This is a genomic window from Oxalobacteraceae sp. CFBP 8761 (genome assembly GCA_014841595.1).
GTDB lineage: Bacteria > Pseudomonadota > Gammaproteobacteria > Burkholderiales > Burkholderiaceae_D > Telluria.
Genome location: JACYUE010000002.1, coordinates 555,916 through 572,148, shown reverse-complemented (window position 1 = coordinate 572,148; position 16,233 = coordinate 555,916). Strand labels below are relative to the sequence as shown.

The following is a 16,233-nucleotide window of genomic DNA, read 5'->3' as shown; positions in this document are numbered from 1 at the left end:
GCTTGCGTGGCCACCTGATTTTGCTGATATAGCTGCGCAGAGAAACTTGGGTTCCCGCCTTCGCGGGAACGACGGGGTGCGGTTTACGCCGATTCTTTCAACTGCTCCAGAATCGCTGGATTCTCGAGCGTCGACACATCCTGCGTGATGTTCTCGCCCTTGGCCAGCACGCGCAGCAGGCGGCGCATGATCTTGCCGGAGCGGGTTTTCGGCAGGTTGTCACCAAAGCGGATTTCCTTTGGCTTGGCGATCGGACCGATCTCCTTGCCCACCCACGCACGCAGTTCATTGGCGATTTTCTTCGCTTCCTCGCCCGTTGGCCGCGCACCCTTGAGCACGACAAAGGCGCAGATCGATTCGCCCGTCGTGTCGTCCGGCCGGCCTACCACCGCCGCTTCGGCCACCAGCGAATTGGCCACCAGCGCCGATTCGATTTCCATCGTGCCCATGCGGTGACCCGACACGTTCAGCACGTCGTCGATGCGGCCCGTGATCGTGAAGTTGCCCGTGTCCTTGTTGCGGATCGCGCCGTCGCCCGCCAGATAGTATTTGCCACCCAGCTCGTCCGGGAAGTAACTGGTGCGGAACCGGTCCGGGTTGTTCCAGATGGTACGGATCATCGACGGCCATGGGCGCTTGACGACCAGGATGCCGCCCTGCCCGTTCGGCACGTCGGCGCCGGCTTCATCGACGATCGCAGCCATGATGCCCGGCAGCGGCAGCGTGCACGAACCCGGCACCATCGGCGTCGCGCCCGGCAGCGGCGTGATCATGTGACCGCCCGTTTCGGTCTGCCAGAAGGTGTCGACAATCGGGCAGCGCTCGCCGCCGACGTTCTTGTAGTACCACATCCAGGCTTCCGGATTGATCGGCTCGCCGACCGAACCCAGCAGGCGCAGGCTCGACAGGTCGGAATTCTTCGGATGGACTTTCTCGTCCACGTCCGACGCCTTGATCAGCGAACGGATCGCCGTTGGCGCCGTGTAGAAGATGCTAACCTTGTGCTTTTCGATCGTCTTCCAGAAGCGGCCGGCGTTCGGGAAGGTAGGCACGCCTTCGAACACGACCTGCGTGCCGCCGACGGCCAGCGGGCCATAAGCGATGTAGGTGTGGCCGGTGATCCAGCCGATGTCGGCCGTGCACCAGAAGACATCGTCGGGCTTCAGGTCGAACGTCCACTTCATGGTCAGCGCGGCCCACAGCAGGTAGCCGCCGGTCGAGTGCTGCACGCCTTTCGGGGTGCCGGTCGAGCCGGACGTGTAGAGGATGAACAGCGGGTGCTCGGCGTCGACCCATTCCGGCTCGCAGTCGGCCGACTGGCCTTCGACCAGCTCGTGCAGCCACAGGTCGCGGCCTTCCTGGAAGGCAACGTCGCCGCCGGTGCGCTTGTAGACGATGACGTCCTTGACCGTGTTGCAGCCGCCCATGCCCAGGGCTTCGTCGACGATGGCTTTGAGTGGCAGCGATTTGCCGCCGCGCTGCTGCTCGTCGGCCGTGATGACCGCGACCGCGCCGGCGTCGATGATGCGCTCCTGCAGCGATTTGGCGGAAAAACCACCAAACACCACCGAGTGGGTCGCGCCGATACGGGCGCAGGCCTGCATCGCGCTGATGCCTTCGACCGACATCGACATGTAGATGATGACGCGGTCGCCCTTCTTGATGCCGCGCGACTTGAGCGCGTTGGCGAATTTGCAGACACGCTCGTGCAGTTCGCGGTAGGTCACGCGGTTGACGGCGCCATCGTCGGCTTCGAAGATGATCGCGGTCTTGTCGGCGTTGCCGTTTTCAAGGTTGCGGTCGAGGCAGTTGTACGACGCATTGAGCTGGCCGTCGCCGAACCATTTGTAGAACGGTGCGTCGGACTCGTCGAGCGTGCTGGTAAATGGCTTGTGCCAGTCGAGGTTCTCGCGCGCCAGACGGGCCCAGAACCCTTCGTAGTCGCTGGCGGCTTCAGCGCACAGCTTGTCGTACGCGGCCATGCCGCTGACCGTTGCGTTGGCGGCAAATTCGTGCGGCGGCTGGAACACGCGGTGCTCTTGCAGGCCCTGGGATTGCTCCTGCGTCGTCTCGTTGTCGGACATATCAGTCTCCATTCTAGTTAGTGGGTTATGCCGATACCATAGGGGCGCTCGCTTACTGAGCCCTTACACATCGCCCCTCGGCGACTGGCTGGCGCCGCCCGATTCATTCTAACGCCGTCCGTTGCAAAGCGGGCAAGTGCTCTGCCGACGCCACCGGAACGCTGGCGCCGGTGTAAAATGCCGTGCTGAATTTTCTCGCACTTCCTGGAGTTCCATCCCGATGTCGTCTCTGCCGCCGAACCAGCCTTTTCGCAAGCTGTCGCCCCTCAATTCGCTGATTTTCTCGAGCCGCTGGCTGCAACTGCCGCTCTACCTGGGCCTGATCCTGGCCCAGTGCGTCTACGTCTTTCACTTCTGGGTCGAACTCGTCGACCTGATCGGCGCCGCCATGGGCAACGCCGATTCGCTCAAACACATCATCGATGCCGTCAGCGTTCCGGGCGCTACTCGCCCTACCCGGCTCAATGAAACCATCATCATGCTGGTCGTGCTCGGCCTGATCGATGTGGTGATGATCTCGAACCTGCTGATCATGGTGATCATCGGGGGTTATGAGACGTTCGTGTCGCGCATGCATCTGGATGGTCACCCGGACCAGCCAGAATGGTTGTCGCACGTGAACGCGTCGGTCCTGAAGACCAAGCTGGCGATGGCGATCATCGGCATTTCGTCGATTCATCTGCTCAAGACCTTCATCAACGCGTCGTCATACGATGTGAAGACGCTGTTCTTCCAGACCCTGATCCACTTCGCGTTCCTGCTCTCGGCCATGGCGATTGCCTACACCGACCGCATCGTGATGAGCACGCACAACGACAAGCACGCTTAAAACAAACATTCCTGGTACTCCTGAAAGAGCGAACATGGCAACCGTGATTACCCAAGACGACCTGATCGAATCGGTCGCGGCAGCACTGCAGTACATCAGCTACTACCACCCTGCGGATTACATCCAGCACCTGGCGCGCGCCTACGAGGCCGAGCAGAGCCCGGCCGCCAAGGATGCGATCGCCCAGATCCTGACCAATTCGCGCATGTGCGCCGAAGGCAAGCGCCCGATCTGCCAGGACACCGGCATCGTCAACGTGTTCCTGAAAATCGGCATGGGCGTGCGCTTCGAGGGATTCACGGGCACCGTCACGGACGCCGTCAACGAAGGCGTGCGCCGCGCCTACAACTTCGCCGACAACAAGCTGCGCGCTTCGATCGTCGCGGACCCGCATTTCGAGCGCAAGAACACCAAGGACAACACCCCGGCCGTGGTCCACATGGAGCTGGTCGAGGGCGAGACCGTCGACGTGAAAGTCGCGGCCAAGGGTGGCGGCTCGGAAAATAAAACCAAGTTCGTCATGCTCAACCCGTCCGACTCGCTGGTCGACTGGGTGCTGAAAACCGTGCCGCTGATGGGCGCGGGCTGGTGCCCGCCGGGCATGCTCGGCATCGGCATCGGCGGCACCGCCGAGAAGGCGATGCTGATGGCCAAAGAGTCGCTGATGGAAGACATCGACATGTACGAGCTGCGTCAGCGCGGCCCGAACAACAAACTCGAAGAGCTGCGCATCGAGCTGTGCGACAAGATCAACGCGCTGGGCATCGGCGCGCAGGGCCTGGGCGGCCTGACGACCGTCCTGGACGTGAAGATCAATATGTACCCGACCCACGCGGCCTCCAAGCCCGTGGCGATGATCCCGAACTGCGCCGCCACGCGCCACGCGCACTTCGTGCTGGACGGCTCGGGGCCGGTCTACATCGAACCGCCTGCGCTGTCGAGCTGGCCTGATGTGAACTGGACGCCGGACACGCAGAAATCCAAGCGCGTCGACCTTAACACGCTGACCAAAGAAGAAGTCGCTTCGTGGCAGCCGGGCCAGACGCTGCTGCTCAACGGCAAAATGCTGACGGGCCGCGACGCCGCGCACAAGCGCATCCAGGACATGCTGGCCAAGGGCGAATCGCTGCCAGTGGACTTCACCAACCGCGTGATCTATTACGTCGGCCCGGTCGACCCGGTCGGCGACGAAGTGGTCGGCCCGGCTGGCCCGACGACCGCCACGCGCATGGACAAGTTCACCGACATGATGCTCGAGCAGACCGGTCTGATCTCGATGATCGGCAAGGCCGAGCGCGGCCCGGCCGCAATCGAGTCGATCAAGAAGCACCAGTCGGCGTACCTGATGGCGGTCGGCGGCTCGGCGTATCTGGTCTCGAAAGCGATCAAGTCGGCCACCGTCGTCGGCTTTGCGGACCTGGGCATGGAAGCGATCTACGAGTTCGACGTGACCGACATGCCAGTGACCGTCGCCGTCGATTCGACCGGCACGTCGGTCCACACGACCGGCCCGAAGGAATGGTCGGCCAAGATCGAATCGCTGCGCGGCGTGCCGATCAACGTCGCATAACACCTCTCCCCTTCAGCATGGTTTCCACCACGCTTTGCCACGACGCCCCGGTCGGTATGTTCGACTCGGGCGTCGGCGGTCTCTCGGTGCTGCGCCACATCCAGGCGCAGCTGCCGCATGAACACCTGCTGTATGTCGCCGATTCCGGCTATGCACCGTATGGCGACAAGCCGGAAGCGCTGGTCATTGCGCGCGTGCTGGCGATTGCTGATTTTCTGATTGCGCAAGGTGCGAAGGCTCTGGTGGTGGCGTGTAATACGGCCACCGTGGCGGCCGTGCGCGTGCTGCGTGAGACGCATCCGGGGATGCCGGTCGTTGGGGTGGAACCGGGGTTGAAGCCGGCTGCTGCCTTGACCCGCAATGGCAAGGTGGGCGTGCTGGCCACCGAGCGCACGCTGCGCGGCGCCAAGTTCCTGCAACTGCGTGAACAGATCCATCGCGATACGGGCGTCGACTTCCTGCTGCAGCCGTGCGTGGGCCTGGCCGACCAGATCGAATTCGGCGAGATTGAATCGAGCGTCACGACGGCCATGCTGGAGCGCTTCATTGCGCCGCTGCTGGCGCAGGATGCCGATACGCTGGTGCTGGGCTGCACGCACTATCCGCTGGTGCGTGGAGCGATTGAGCGGCTGCTGGTGGATGCGGGGCGTGGTGATGTCGCGCTGGTGGATACAGGGGACGCTGTGGCGCGGCAACTGGCGCGTTTGCTGGTGGCTGGTGGGCTGGCGCGGGATGTTGGTTCGGATGCCCTGCCAGCTGGCCTGACGGGCTATACGACGGCCAGTGCGGCGGCGCTGACGGCGGCGTTTCGCAGCCTGCTGGGGATCGATCCGCCTGTGTACGCGGTCGACATTGCCGAGCCGCAAGCACCCTCTGCTTCGACATGCAATTAAATTTGCAAGCACGGGCTAAAGTTTATATAATCTTGTTCTGTCGCGGAAACAACGAGACAGATGTAGTAGTTCAGTGGTGGCTGTAGCTCAGTTGGTAGAGTCCAGGATTGTGATTCCTGTTGTCGTGGGTTCGAGCCCCATCAGCCACCCCACAGAATGCAAGTAAAAAGCCCAGTCTTCGGACTGGGCTTTTTGCGTTCTGAGCCGAACAAAAGCCGGGGTCAGGTCTGACATTCGGACACGACCTCAACATTGAGACTGTAGTCCTTCCTTCAAGACATCGAATTTCTTTGCTCAGCAAATTTCCTGGGCTATTGCTGCTATGTTAAGCGAGATCCCGTGTCCGAATTTGATACCTGACCCCGGCTTCCCTGGCTTCACACGGCAACGCGAGAACGTCGATCGAGTCGGCGCTGCGCTCCTGGATGGCAGTCACGTCGTCTTCGGTGAGTGCGGGTGCTCCCCCGTCCGGACAAGCGCCGCGCCATAAACAAGCAAGTGTTTGCTGAGTTATCTCTGATCCGGGTAAGTTAACCCCACATCTCAAGCCCGCTGACCTACGCCAAAATCTGGTAGCGACTATAAATAGAAAATATCCCTATTTCAATTGGGAGGGGTTATGGCCTATTTCATATATTCTGGGGACGTGGAAAAACTAAACGGTCGCGCACCATTTTCAGACGGCGAGTGTGTAGCACTTGTGCAGGCAACGACAAGTGTTGGGCATACGAGCCGATGGAGGCCAGGACCTCGCGTAGTCGACCTGAGCTATTTGAATCCGGGAACTGTGATCGCAAACTTCGTATTCGACAAGCAGGGTAATGGACGCTTCCCGAATCAGCATGGATACCATGCAGCGCTGTTCGTGGATTTTTGCGGGAGGGGCGTGTCGAGCACCACAGCAAAAAACATACGGGTCATGGACCAGTGGCGCACGCGCATCCCAAATACCGTCAGGCAGCGGGAAATCGTCGCGCGGGGCAAAAGTAAGGCCCAAGGAAATGCCTATTCCGACTCAGATAACGCAGACCAGTTCTACGTGGTGGTTTCCAAATGAAGGCAGCACTGCTCGCAATTATCTTGGCTTCTGGCGCCGTGCAAGCAGAGGTAATCGACTGTCCTGCGAAGAATTCTGGAGCGCGACTCATCGGGGCCGGCATGTTTGAAGGTGATGGAAAACAGTACGAATTGATGGGTGAGCCGAAAATGGTGCGCGGCGGCCACGATGTCAGATTCGGCTTCAGTGGTGGCGAGGTGAGGTGGATAGCCTGCTGGTACGAGCCCACTACCGCTCGCTGGTATCGCGTTAGCGCTTCCGCGAGACATTGCATACTCAAACAGCGAACAGTGGAGTCGCGCCAAGTGACAGCATCCGTCCAGTGCAAATGATTTTGCGCCCCTACTTCGGCCAGGCCCAAAAAAGTAGCGTCAGGTCAGAAAGATGGGGGCGGGTCCGACATTCAGACACGTGCCCTAGATTCATCCTGTTGTTCTTCCAATGCGGCAAACAATGTCTTTGCTAAGCCAAACTTTTCAGTCTTCGACGTTATGGTAAGCCTGAGCTCGTGTCCGAATGTCAGACCTGACCCCGGCTTTGGTTTAAGTCAGCGGCTCGCAATCATCACCTGCTCAACCCCATTCCACACCAGTTGCGTATTCAAATCCCGCGACGCCGACAGCTTGCCGTTGACATACAAATTGGTCCTCAGCGCATAGCGTCCCTGCGACGCATCCTTCGGCAGCGTGATTTCAAACGAGTTCTCGAAGCGACCGCCCGAATTGTTGGTCAACGCCTTCGAGCCGGATTTGAACTGCTTGCCATCCTGATCGAACACCACCAGCTCTTCGCGCACTTGCATGACCGGTGTCGTCGCACCGTTGACCAGTTCGACGGTTGAGTTGACCACCACCGGCTTGCCACGCTGTACCGTGCTGGCGTTCAGGCGCGGTTGATACGACACTACTTGCGGCTCGGCTGGCAGGCGGCCGCGGGTGCGGATGAAGTCGTTGTCGACCTGGGCGGCGGTGCGGGTCTGGCGTGATTGCGAGTTGATCGCCACGCAGCCAAGTGCGGCCACGATGCCGCCGGCAGCGGCGCCGCGCGCTGCGCCGCGTTTGCCGTCCATCAGCGCGCCCAGCAGTGCGCCGGCTGCGGCGCCCATCAGTGCCGATGAGCCGACGGCACACGGGTCCTGCTCGGCGGCGACGCCGCCTTGCGGGTACTGCGTTTGCGACATGCCGCTCTGGCCCGTGGTGGCGCAGCCTGATACCAGGCTCGTCAGCAACGTCAGGACAACGATCTTTTTCATTGGCGTTTTCATGGTTTTCCCTGATGAGACTGCATTATCTGATGGTGGTTTCTTCTTGCAGCATCTGGCGTTCGCGATCGCGGATCTGCTGCATCATGCTGTCGAGCTGCGGATTGTTCGGGTCGGCCCGGCGCGCGCTTTCTACGTAGGTTTTTGCGGCATCAAATTTTCGCTGCAACAGCGCCTGCTCGGCGTCACGCAGGAACATCGTTGCCATCGACGTGCGCTGCGCTGCGCCGGCGTCTTGTGTACCTGAACCACTTGGCGCAGTCGGCGCACGCGGCGCCACCGGCTCCTGCACCTGACTTGGTGCACGCTGGACCGGTGCAGCGCCCGGCATGAAGACCTCGGCAGGCGGCGCCGGTTGGGCTGCAGCGGCAGCGGCGGCATCCAGCGCGTCGACCTCCCATTTGAGCTGGTTCAGGCTGGGTTCATCGCGGTTCAGGCCCGTCAGTTTGGCCAGTGCGGCCCTGGCTTGCGCCTGGTCACGTGCATCGAGCGCACTGCGCACGTCAGCCAGCGCTGCCTTGATGGATTCCTGGGTCGCTTCCAGCCTGGTGCGCAAGGCTTCGGCCTCCGGCTTGTTTGAACACGCCGCTGTCAATTCGTTCAGTCCCGCGCGCGCACGACCAGGCCGGCTGTCCTGCAGCAAGCCGTCGATTGCGCGGAAATTGCGCTGGCAGGCATTGTCGGTCTTTTCCGCTGCCGCAATCGCACGTTGCAAGGTGTTGACCTTGGGGCGCTCCTTGTCGCCGCATTCGGCGCTGGCCCGCAGCGCCTGGGTGCGCGCGGCGGCAAGGTCGCCCGAAGTAACCGCCTGGGTGCCCAGGTCGAAGGCCGATTCGCAGGCGTTTTCCTCGATCACCGGCTTGTCATTGGAGCCCACGTTGTAGAGCACAACCAGCAGCAGTGCGATCCCGCCGGCGATCCACTTGCCCTTCCCGCCTTTGCGCGTTGCGGGCGGTATTGGCGCGCGATCGGCCGCAGGGCGGGAAGGCGTTGCGGGCGCAGATGGCGGTGGCACGGCAGCAGCCGGCGGGACGCTTGCCGTCGGCGCGGCAGCAGATTGCGGCGTTACGACAGGCGCGGCAGGAGTGTGAGGCGCAGGCACGCTCGGCGGCGCTGGTACCGCAGCAACCGGAGCAGCAACCGCAGCAGCAGCCGGCACAACCTTGCGCACCGCCCCATCCACCCCTTCACCACAGAATGGACAGAACGCCACCTCACCCTGCAGTGTCGCACTGCAGCCAGAACACTGTTTCAAAGTCTCGCCCTCACAGCATCGGTGGCAACGGCGGCGGCGATGCCGGCGCTGCGAACAGCATCGTCAATTCCGGCAACTGCCCCAGCTCACCCCAGGCTGCAAGACCGGCGCGCCACACCTTCGTACCGGCAACCACCACCTGCCCAGTCTGCACCATCTGCACGATCTGCTGCGCGGTATAAGGCCCGAACTGCTGCCCACCAATGCCCAGATGATATTGATGCTCGACGAGCGGTGGCGGCATGCCCAGTGGCGGTGGCGTCGCGCCCAGCGGCGGTGGCATGCCAGGCATGCCCGGCGCGCCGGCCGGGAACGTGGCAACAGACGCAGTAGCCTGCGGCGCCAGCAACGCGTCTAACTTGCCGGCATTGAACGCGTCCGGCTTGATGACGTATTTCAGGCGCAGATGACCATCCTCGCCTGGCTCGCGCACTTCCCAGTCGTACGCGTCTTCATCGGAATCCGGCACGACGCTCGCCCACTCCGTCAGCACCTCGAGCAATTGCTCGTCAGCGCGGTCGATGTCGCGCTGGCTCATGCCCTTGCGGCGGGCCTTCTCGGCCAGCTCGCGCTTGGCTTCGCCGGCAATCGCGCTGGCAAAGCCCTTGCGATCGTCCTGCGCGCCGGTGGCGTCTTCCACCAGTTTCGGCGTGTAGACGGCTGTCTCGTAGTAGCTGGCCAGCGCCGCCAGGGCGACGGTCTGGCTCGCGTCGAGTTCAGCCAGGCGCTCCTGCACCCGTTCGACAATGGCGTCGCGGTAGGTGGCCGGCAAGCCGTTCTGGCGAATCGCCCGTTCGTTGCCGATGCGGCGCACGTCGCCGCGCGCGACGGCAAACTGGTACTGCCCGCGCGGGATCACGCGCTGGGTCGAACGGGTCAGAATGCCCAGCATGATCGCCTGCAGGTACTGCTTGAAGTCTTCGGCCAGGCGATTGATCTCGTCGGTCGTCGGCGCCATCGGATGGCTGAACTGGGTCGAGTCGATGTGCGTGTGGGTCGGGTTCTTTTCGGCTTCCTTGCGGTAGCTGGTGCGCCACCCTTCCATGCCGCGCAGCACCGTCATCGGGATGCCGGACAGTTCGCAGTAGCAGACGGCGCGGCCCGGCACGCCGGTCTCGACGATGGACAGTTGCGCGGCCGTGATATTGGCCTGGGTCGGCACGCAGGTATTGAGTTCGGCGCCGAACAGGCGTTTGAAACGGTCGGCATTGGCCACACCCACGAAGCACTTGAACTGGTCAGCCTTGACCGTGAAGTCGCCCGACAGGTTCGCGTCGATCCACGGCATCGCGCAGGCCAGCAGTTTGCGGAAGCGGTCCATCCGTTCGGCCGGATTCATCTGTTCCAGCGCTTCGATCAAGGGATCGTGGTCGACCGTCTCGGCATCGCCCGCACCGGCCAGCGTCAACTGCCGCTCGGCCATGCGTTTGACTTTGTTGATGATCTCGCTGCGCTGGGCAGCGTCGCCCAGCATCGGGAACAGCACCTTCGAGCCGCCCAGGTCCTTGAACGCTTCGTCGGCCCATTCGCGCAGTTGCAGCGCGTTTGGCATCGGCACGTTGCGCTCGGCCACCGGCACCGTGATCAAGGTGGCGTGGTCCTTGTTCAGGTCTTGCTGGATGATGGCATTGGCGTGCTGCAGCTGGCCCAGCATGGCCAGCACGGCTTCGCGGCCGGCTTGCAATTCGCCGACCAGGCCGTTCCAGATGGCGCGGCCCTGGGCGTCGACGCCGTTCTTCTTGCCCAGCCAGGCGGACAGGTCGGCCATCAGGATCGCCGCTTCGTCGGCCGCCTTGGCGCGCAGGTGGAACTTGAGCGCGTTGGCGATTTCGGTGCGCAGGTGGTCCAGCACCGTGACCGCCTGCTTTTCGTTATTGCTGCTGAAGAAGCCGCCCTTGGTCTGCTCGAGGTTGGCCAGCAGGCGTTCGTATTCGCGGGTGCGCACCGCTTCCTTGATTTCGCGGTAACGCTCGCTGTTGAGCTTGAGTGCGCTGATCAGGCCCGTGCCCGGTGCTTCAAGCCGGTCCTTGATCTGCTCGACCAGCGACAGCACGTATTCGAGGCCGCCGAAATCCTTGTTATCGAGGTAGGCATAGAGCTGATCACGGATCGCGTGCTTGATGCGCTCCAGCACTTCGCGCCGGCGTTTCACGACGCGGTCTTCGGTCGTGTCGGCGGTGGAATCCTGGTCGCGCACCGAGTCGCGCTCGAGCTGCTGAACGGTGTCGCGCACCTGCGTCGGCCACTCTGCGCGGTCGAAGCCGGTACGGATGCTGTCGATGCGTGCATTGACGCGCTGCTCGACGCCGGCCAGCAGCAGGCCGTGCTTGTCCTGCAGCAGGTCGTCGACGAGGGCGTAGTCGAAGAACTCGCCGCTCGAGCGTTTCAGCTCGACGTTGCGGTCGGAGAAGGTCGGAAAATCGCTGAACGGCGCGGCCCGCAGCGCCATCTGGGCCGCCATGAATTCGTCGCGCTGCTTGTCGGTGGCGCGATTCACGCCGGTGTCGGCGCCGCCCACGCCAAAGAAGGCCTTGAGCATCGCGCCGGCCCAGCGGTGCGCGCGCTCTTCGCGCCGCGCTTCCTGGCGCGTGTCGAGCACGGCCTGGCCAAACGACGAGAAGCGTTTCGAGTACGACAGGCGCATGTCGGCAAAGCGGTTCTTCGGCACCAGCGCATCGTGCAGGAAGTTCTTGTGCTGCGCCTGGTTCACGGCCACCGAGCGCTTGCGGCGCGCGAAGTCGCCCGAGGCGAAATCTTCGAACAGCGTGTCGGCCACCATGTGGTAGACATCCTTGACGTCGTTCGTGTGCTGCTGCGCCAGGTTGCCCGAGTCGATCAGATAGACTTCGCTGTACGGCTCGCGCGGCAATTCCGGCTGGTCGTAGGCGTCCCAGCGGCCCACGTAGCCTTTGTTGCCGAGCATGGCCGATTCGAGTTCCATCAGCGCGGCGTAGCCGTTCGCTTCGGTGCGCTCCTTGTTGGCGCCCGCGTAGCCGGTCGGCAAAAACAGCATCAGTTCGACATCGGCATTGCCCACTTCGGATTTGGCCAGCCAGCGCGCCAGCAGACCCATGTCGAGGAAGGCGCCGGAACCGGTACCGCCGGCTACCGAGCCCACGATGACGATGCGGAATTTCTCCGTTTCCATGCGCAGGCCGAGGCGCGCCAGTTGCTGCTCGTGCGACAGGCCGGCCTTGAGCGTCTTGAGCTTCAGGCGGATCTTGTCGCGGATCTTGGTGTACTTGTCGAACAGGTACAGGCGCGAGACGGCGCGGATCTGGCCCGCACCCTTCGATGGATCGATGCCCAGTTCGCGGATTTTCTTCGGCGTCAGCGACAGCCATTCCTTGATGTGCGGGTATTTCTCGAGCGCGTCGTCGTCACGACTGTACTTGTCCATGTCGAACGCTTCGACGATTTTCTCTTCGTCGGTGAACTTGACCTGGTCAAATTGCAGGTCTTCGGCCTGGGCGCGGCCGCTGTCGATGACGGCGCCCGTGTCGAGGTCGAACTGGATGAACTGCGCGACCGGAAATTCGGCCAGGCTGTCGACGCGGGTGCGCGCGCCGTTGCCGCCCCACAGCGTATTGAGGATGCGGCGGCGTACGCGCATCAGCACTTCCATGCCGGTGCCGCCAATGCCGATGAACAGCGTCGGGCGCAGGTCGATGCTCTGCTCCTGCTTGCGCTCGCCCGTGCCGGCGCCGATCGTTTGGTTCAGATTATCTGCCATGTCGCGTTGTTCCTGGTCTGGGTACTTATTTGCGGGAAGACAGCAGCATCAGCACCAGCGCAATCAGGCCGATCAGCGTCAGCGGTCCGATGATCAGGGGCGCCATGAACTTCGGTGCATTGATCGCTGCCAGCACGACGCCGGTCGACAGGCTGGCCAAAAAGATGAACAGCCACCAGCCGGCCGCATTCGCCTTGCCCGGTTGAATACGTTTTGCCACCAGCGTGTTGGCGTAGGCATTTTTGGCAAAGAAGAACGCAATGAACAGCACCAGCAGGACGCCGCCGCCGATCAGCGCATCGCGCGATGACGTGTCGACGTCGGTGGTCACCGGCAGCGATTCGACCGTCTCGGGCGTTCCCGTGGCGGGGGTCGCGGGGGTCGCCGCCGCTGCTGGCGCCTGTTGGCCTTCGACCGGTGCCGGCAGGGCAAAGCCTGCGTTATCTTTTGCTTGCTGCGTCATGCCACGTTCTCCTGAATGGGATAAAGACTACTTGAATGGATTACGACGCGATCGTCAACGTCTGGCCCGGCTCGACCTGGACCACGCTCGGGCGACCGAGCCCGCGCCGGATTTCGCCGACCGCGGCGCCGTCGTCGGCCTTGATCGCCAGCGACTTGAACGGCTTGAGCAGCACGTTGCGGCGCACGCCATTGACCATGATCGGATAGCGCGTGGTTTTCATCGCCAGAAACGCGAGCGCAGCCAGCGCCAGCAGCAACGCCAGCACGCCGCCGACGATCACGAGCACGGGCGTCAGCGGATATTGCACGCGCACGATCAATGGCACCTGGGCCGTGGACGATTTCACGCTGTCGGGCGGCACGAACATGTCTGACAGCGGGTCGCCCGGGAACAGTTCCTGCATCTCGGTCTTGAACGATGCCGGCAAGGCCAGCCGCTGATTGCGCAGGCCCAGGCTCACCGACATCGGCATGATCACTTGCTTGCCCATCGCCGCAATGGCCTGGCGCGACCAGGCCGACGGCACTTCTTCGAGCGGCAGCTTGAAGCTCACCTCGATCGACTGGCTGGCGCCCGGCGCAAGATTGTTCACGGCGGTCGGTGTCACCATGAGCGGTGTCGTACCGGCGCGCGTGCGCAACTGGCCATCGACGGTGGCCTGCGCAATCAGGTAGGGATAGAACAGGTTTTGCAACGACGCTTTCAGGCGCACTTGCGGGACCAGCTTGTCGGCGTCCACGTCGAGCACGACGGTGCGCTTGTCGGTGCCCATCGAGGCCGTCATGTTCGGGGTATTCAGTACCGCCTGCGGCACGATGCGCACGCCGTCCTGGTCCACCGGTTTCAGGCGCGCCGGCGGTTTCGTCAGGATGCTGGCGAGCCGGCCTTCTGCCACCATGCGGCCCAGCTCGTCGCCCGCTTCCTTGCCGTAGGCCAGCCCGTAGACCATCAAGCCCTTGGCGGCAAAGAACTTGCCCTGCACCGGCATACGCAGCGGGAACACCACGGTGCGCGTAATCGACGGCTCCAGGTGCAATAGCCGATAGAACTCCAGGTTGCGCGCCGCCGTGGCGGGATCATTGCCGGGGCTGTTCTTGTTGTTGGTGAAAATCCAGATGATGCCGGGGCGCGACTTGAACGTCTCACCGATCGTCTTGGTCACCGCTTCGCGAAAATCGGTGTCGGCCAGTGCGCTGGCGCTCTTGCGCGCAGGCGTGAGCGGCGCCAGCCAGCCGGCGACCTGGGTAGCGCCATCGCTCTGCCCCAGCAATTGCGGCGACACATTGCTGCCGCTGGACTGGCTGAACGCCAGCACCATGACCTTGTCGCCCGGACGCGCGGCGGCATTGGCCACGGCGGCGATCAGCGGCTTGAACTGCGATTGGGGATCGGCATAGAACGGCTCCATCCAGCCGGAGTTCTGCACCAAAAATGCTTGCTGAATGGCCTGCGCCGGCACAGCGCACAGACCCAGGACGACGCTCGCGAGCGCCGCACACCACGCGCGCGGCATCATTGCTGAACGTCCCAGCCGAGGATGCGCTGCATGCCGGGATGGTAGGCCCACAGGTACCCGTCGTGCAGGAAAAGGCGCAGTTCCCATGGTTTGCTGACCGCGATGGTGTGAAACACGATGTCGTTGTTCTCATCATCGTAGACCAGTTGCGCGCGCATCCGTTCAGCCGAATTGAGCAAGGTGCCCAGGCCGGCCGTGCTGTCGATGCGCAGGGCCAGTACGGCGCTGCGCTCGCCCAGCTCCAGCAGCGGCACCACGACCGTGTTGGCCGCGCCATCGTCGCCATGTTCCGGCTCGACCCACGGATCGGTTTTCAGCTTGGTGGCAAAGCGGTAGTTGATGGTACCCGAGCCGATGCGCGGATTGAGCGCGGCGACCTGTTCGTGCTCGTTCACGCCAAGGCGCACGTACACATAACTGTCGAGGCGGCTATCGAAGCACAACTGCCACAGCGAACCCGAGCGCGCCATGTGCGCGCTGCCGAACTCGAAGTGCGGTGTGATGCCGTTAGGCCAGGCCAGGAACGTGGCCGCCACACTGCCGTCGGTCATTTTCTGCAGGCGCAACTGCCCTTCCGCGCAGGGCCAGACCGCAAGCCGGCCATAGGCGCACGGCGCCCCCATCTCGCCCAAAGTCCAGCTGCCATCGACGCGCAGTGGCGGACCGGCCACGCCATGGGCGTCGGCAAACACGAACTGGACCACGCCGTTTTCATGACGAATCGGCGCCCAGACCTGGTGATCGAAGGCTACCGGTGCCCCCACGACCGGGGCGTTGCCGACGTAATCGATCCGGAATTGCAGTGCTGCGAAATCGGGCACCAGCATCGCCAGGCCATGTTCGGTGGGGATATACAGGCGGCTGTTGAACGCGGCGGCCATCTCGGCGCGCCAGGCATGAACCGGTAAATTGGATTCGGACAGCAGGCGCGTGCCGGTGCCGAGCAACGGCTGCCATTTTTTCGACGCCGGCAGCCAGCCGAACAGCGTGCCCTTGCCCGTATCGAGCGCCAACAACACGGCGCCGACGGTGCCGAACGTGCCCGAGAAGAATTCGTACTCGCCGGGCGGTGGCAGCGGCAATTCCATGTCGGCCATGCTGTCGGCGTCATGCCGGCGCAGGCGATCGACCGGGACGCTGTGGCGCGTGCGCTTCAGGCCAACGGCTTCCGGCATCCCGGCGTCGGTGATGGCCGATGCGCCGCTTGGCGCGATCCAGCTGGCACCGCTCGGGGGATTGGACGCCAGTTGCGCGCCGTCGATGGGCGAGAAATTGAAATCGGGGGGATACAGCGTTGACGCACCGTGCGCACGGCGCATGTTCATGATGGCGGCAATATCTGCAGAACCCAATGAGGCGGCGACGGGATTACCCATCACCGTGCGATTCAGGCGAATCTCGCCATCGTTGGCTGCCATCGTCCAGCTGCCGGAAGCGAGATCCCAATCAGCCGTTTTCTTATGATCCATCTTGTATTCCGAATTTCTCAAACACGATTACCCTTCAACTATTTTCAATATGCTTAACCAAGAATAAGGGCTTATCAAAAACATAAAGGGAGCAACACTA

Annotated in this window: 11 protein-coding genes and 1 tRNA gene; 5 read left to right on the top strand and 7 right to left on the bottom strand. The window is 62.8% G+C overall.

Going from position 1 to position 16,233, the window contains the following annotated elements; genetic code table 11:
• Positions 1-83 precede the first annotated feature (83 nt).
• On the bottom strand, positions 84-2,084 hold the full coding sequence (acs, locus tag IFU00_14905; GenBank protein MBD8543571.1) for an acetate--CoA ligase: 2,001 nt from the start codon (positions 2,082-2,084) through the stop codon (positions 84-86).
• Between the two features lie 220 nt (positions 2,085-2,304).
• Here acs and IFU00_14900 point away from each other — a divergent pair, with 220 nt between their 5' ends.
• The 5 genes from IFU00_14900 to IFU00_14880 all read left to right on the top strand — a co-directional run bounded on the left by IFU00_14900 (position 2,305) and on the right by IFU00_14880 (position 6,433).
• Complete coding sequence (locus IFU00_14900; GenBank protein MBD8543570.1) at positions 2,305-2,913, top strand: TIGR00645 family protein; 609 nt, start codon at positions 2,305-2,307, stop codon at positions 2,911-2,913.
• Between the two features lie 34 nt (positions 2,914-2,947).
• Entirely contained in the window at positions 2,948-4,483 is a 1,536-nt protein-coding gene (locus IFU00_14895) for a fumarate hydratase (protein ID MBD8543569.1), read from the top strand.
• 56 nt (positions 4,484-4,539) lie between these two features.
• Entirely contained in the window at positions 4,540-5,376 is an 837-nt protein-coding gene (gene murI / locus IFU00_14890) for a glutamate racemase (protein MBD8543568.1), read from the top strand.
• Between the two features lie 76 nt (positions 5,377-5,452).
• Positions 5,453-5,528, top strand: a tRNA-His gene (locus IFU00_14885).
• 467 nt (positions 5,529-5,995) lie between these two features.
• Positions 5,996-6,433, top strand: coding sequence for a BPSL0067 family protein (locus tag IFU00_14880; protein ID MBD8543567.1), 438 nt, complete (start codon positions 5,996-5,998; stop codon positions 6,431-6,433).
• 547 nt (positions 6,434-6,980) lie between these two features.
• On the opposite strand, the gene IFU00_14875 is transcribed toward IFU00_14880, so the two are convergent.
• The 6 genes from IFU00_14875 to IFU00_14850 all read right to left on the bottom strand — a co-directional run bounded on the left by IFU00_14875 (position 6,981) and on the right by IFU00_14850 (position 16,133).
• Complete coding sequence (locus tag IFU00_14875) at positions 6,981-7,685, bottom strand: hypothetical protein (protein ID MBD8543566.1); 705 nt, start codon at positions 7,683-7,685, stop codon at positions 6,981-6,983.
• 34 nt (positions 7,686-7,719) lie between these two features.
• Positions 7,720-8,709 (bottom strand): hypothetical protein, encoded by a 990-nt coding sequence (locus tag IFU00_14870; protein MBD8543565.1) that lies wholly within the window; start codon positions 8,707-8,709, stop codon positions 7,720-7,722.
• Between the two features lie 250 nt (positions 8,710-8,959).
• Positions 8,960-12,682 carry a DUF4339 domain-containing protein gene (locus tag IFU00_14865; GenBank protein MBD8543564.1) on the bottom strand — a complete coding sequence of 1,241 codons (3,723 nt, stop codon included), beginning with the start codon at positions 12,680-12,682 and terminating at the stop codon, positions 8,960-8,962.
• A gap of 25 nt (positions 12,683-12,707) precedes the next feature.
• Positions 12,708-13,145, bottom strand: coding sequence for a hypothetical protein (locus IFU00_14860; GenBank protein MBD8543563.1), 438 nt, complete (start codon positions 13,143-13,145; stop codon positions 12,708-12,710).
• A gap of 40 nt (positions 13,146-13,185) precedes the next feature.
• Positions 13,186-14,661 carry a hypothetical protein gene (locus IFU00_14855; protein MBD8543562.1) on the bottom strand — a complete coding sequence of 492 codons (1,476 nt, stop codon included), beginning with the start codon at positions 14,659-14,661 and terminating at the stop codon, positions 13,186-13,188.
• A complete protein-coding gene (locus IFU00_14850) occupies positions 14,661-16,133 on the bottom strand; it encodes a hypothetical protein (protein ID MBD8543561.1) in 1,473 nt (490 codons plus the stop codon). Before IFU00_14850 ends, IFU00_14855 begins: the two co-directional genes overlap by 1 nt.
• Between the last annotated feature and the right edge of the window lie 100 nt (positions 16,134-16,233).

Excerpts from the sequence above, each read along its gene's own strand:
- acs (MBD8543571.1), bottom strand. The coding sequence starts at position 2,084 with ATGTCCGACAACGAGACGACGCAGGAGCAATCCCAGGGCCTGCAAGAG.
- IFU00_14900 (MBD8543570.1), top strand. The coding sequence starts at position 2,305 with ATGTCGTCTCTGCCGCCGAACCAGCCTTTTCGCAAGCTGTCGCCCCTC.
- IFU00_14895 (MBD8543569.1), top strand. The coding sequence starts at position 2,948 with ATGGCAACCGTGATTACCCAAGACGACCTGATCGAATCGGTCGCGGCA.
- murI (MBD8543568.1), top strand. The coding sequence starts at position 4,540 with ATGTTCGACTCGGGCGTCGGCGGTCTCTCGGTGCTGCGCCACATCCAG.
- IFU00_14880 (MBD8543567.1), top strand. The coding sequence starts at position 5,996 with ATGGCCTATTTCATATATTCTGGGGACGTGGAAAAACTAAACGGTCGC.
- IFU00_14875 (MBD8543566.1), bottom strand. The coding sequence starts at position 7,685 with ATGAAAAAGATCGTTGTCCTGACGTTGCTGACGAGCCTGGTATCAGGC.
- IFU00_14865 (MBD8543564.1), bottom strand. The coding sequence starts at position 12,682 with ATGGCAGATAATCTGAACCAAACGATCGGCGCCGGCACGGGCGAGCGC.
- IFU00_14860 (MBD8543563.1), bottom strand. The coding sequence starts at position 13,145 with ATGACGCAGCAAGCAAAAGATAACGCAGGCTTTGCCCTGCCGGCACCG.
- IFU00_14855 (MBD8543562.1), bottom strand. The coding sequence starts at position 14,661 with ATGCCGCGCGCGTGGTGTGCGGCGCTCGCGAGCGTCGTCCTGGGTCTG.
- IFU00_14850 (MBD8543561.1), bottom strand. The coding sequence starts at position 16,133 with ATGGATCATAAGAAAACGGCTGATTGGGATCTCGCTTCCGGCAGCTGG.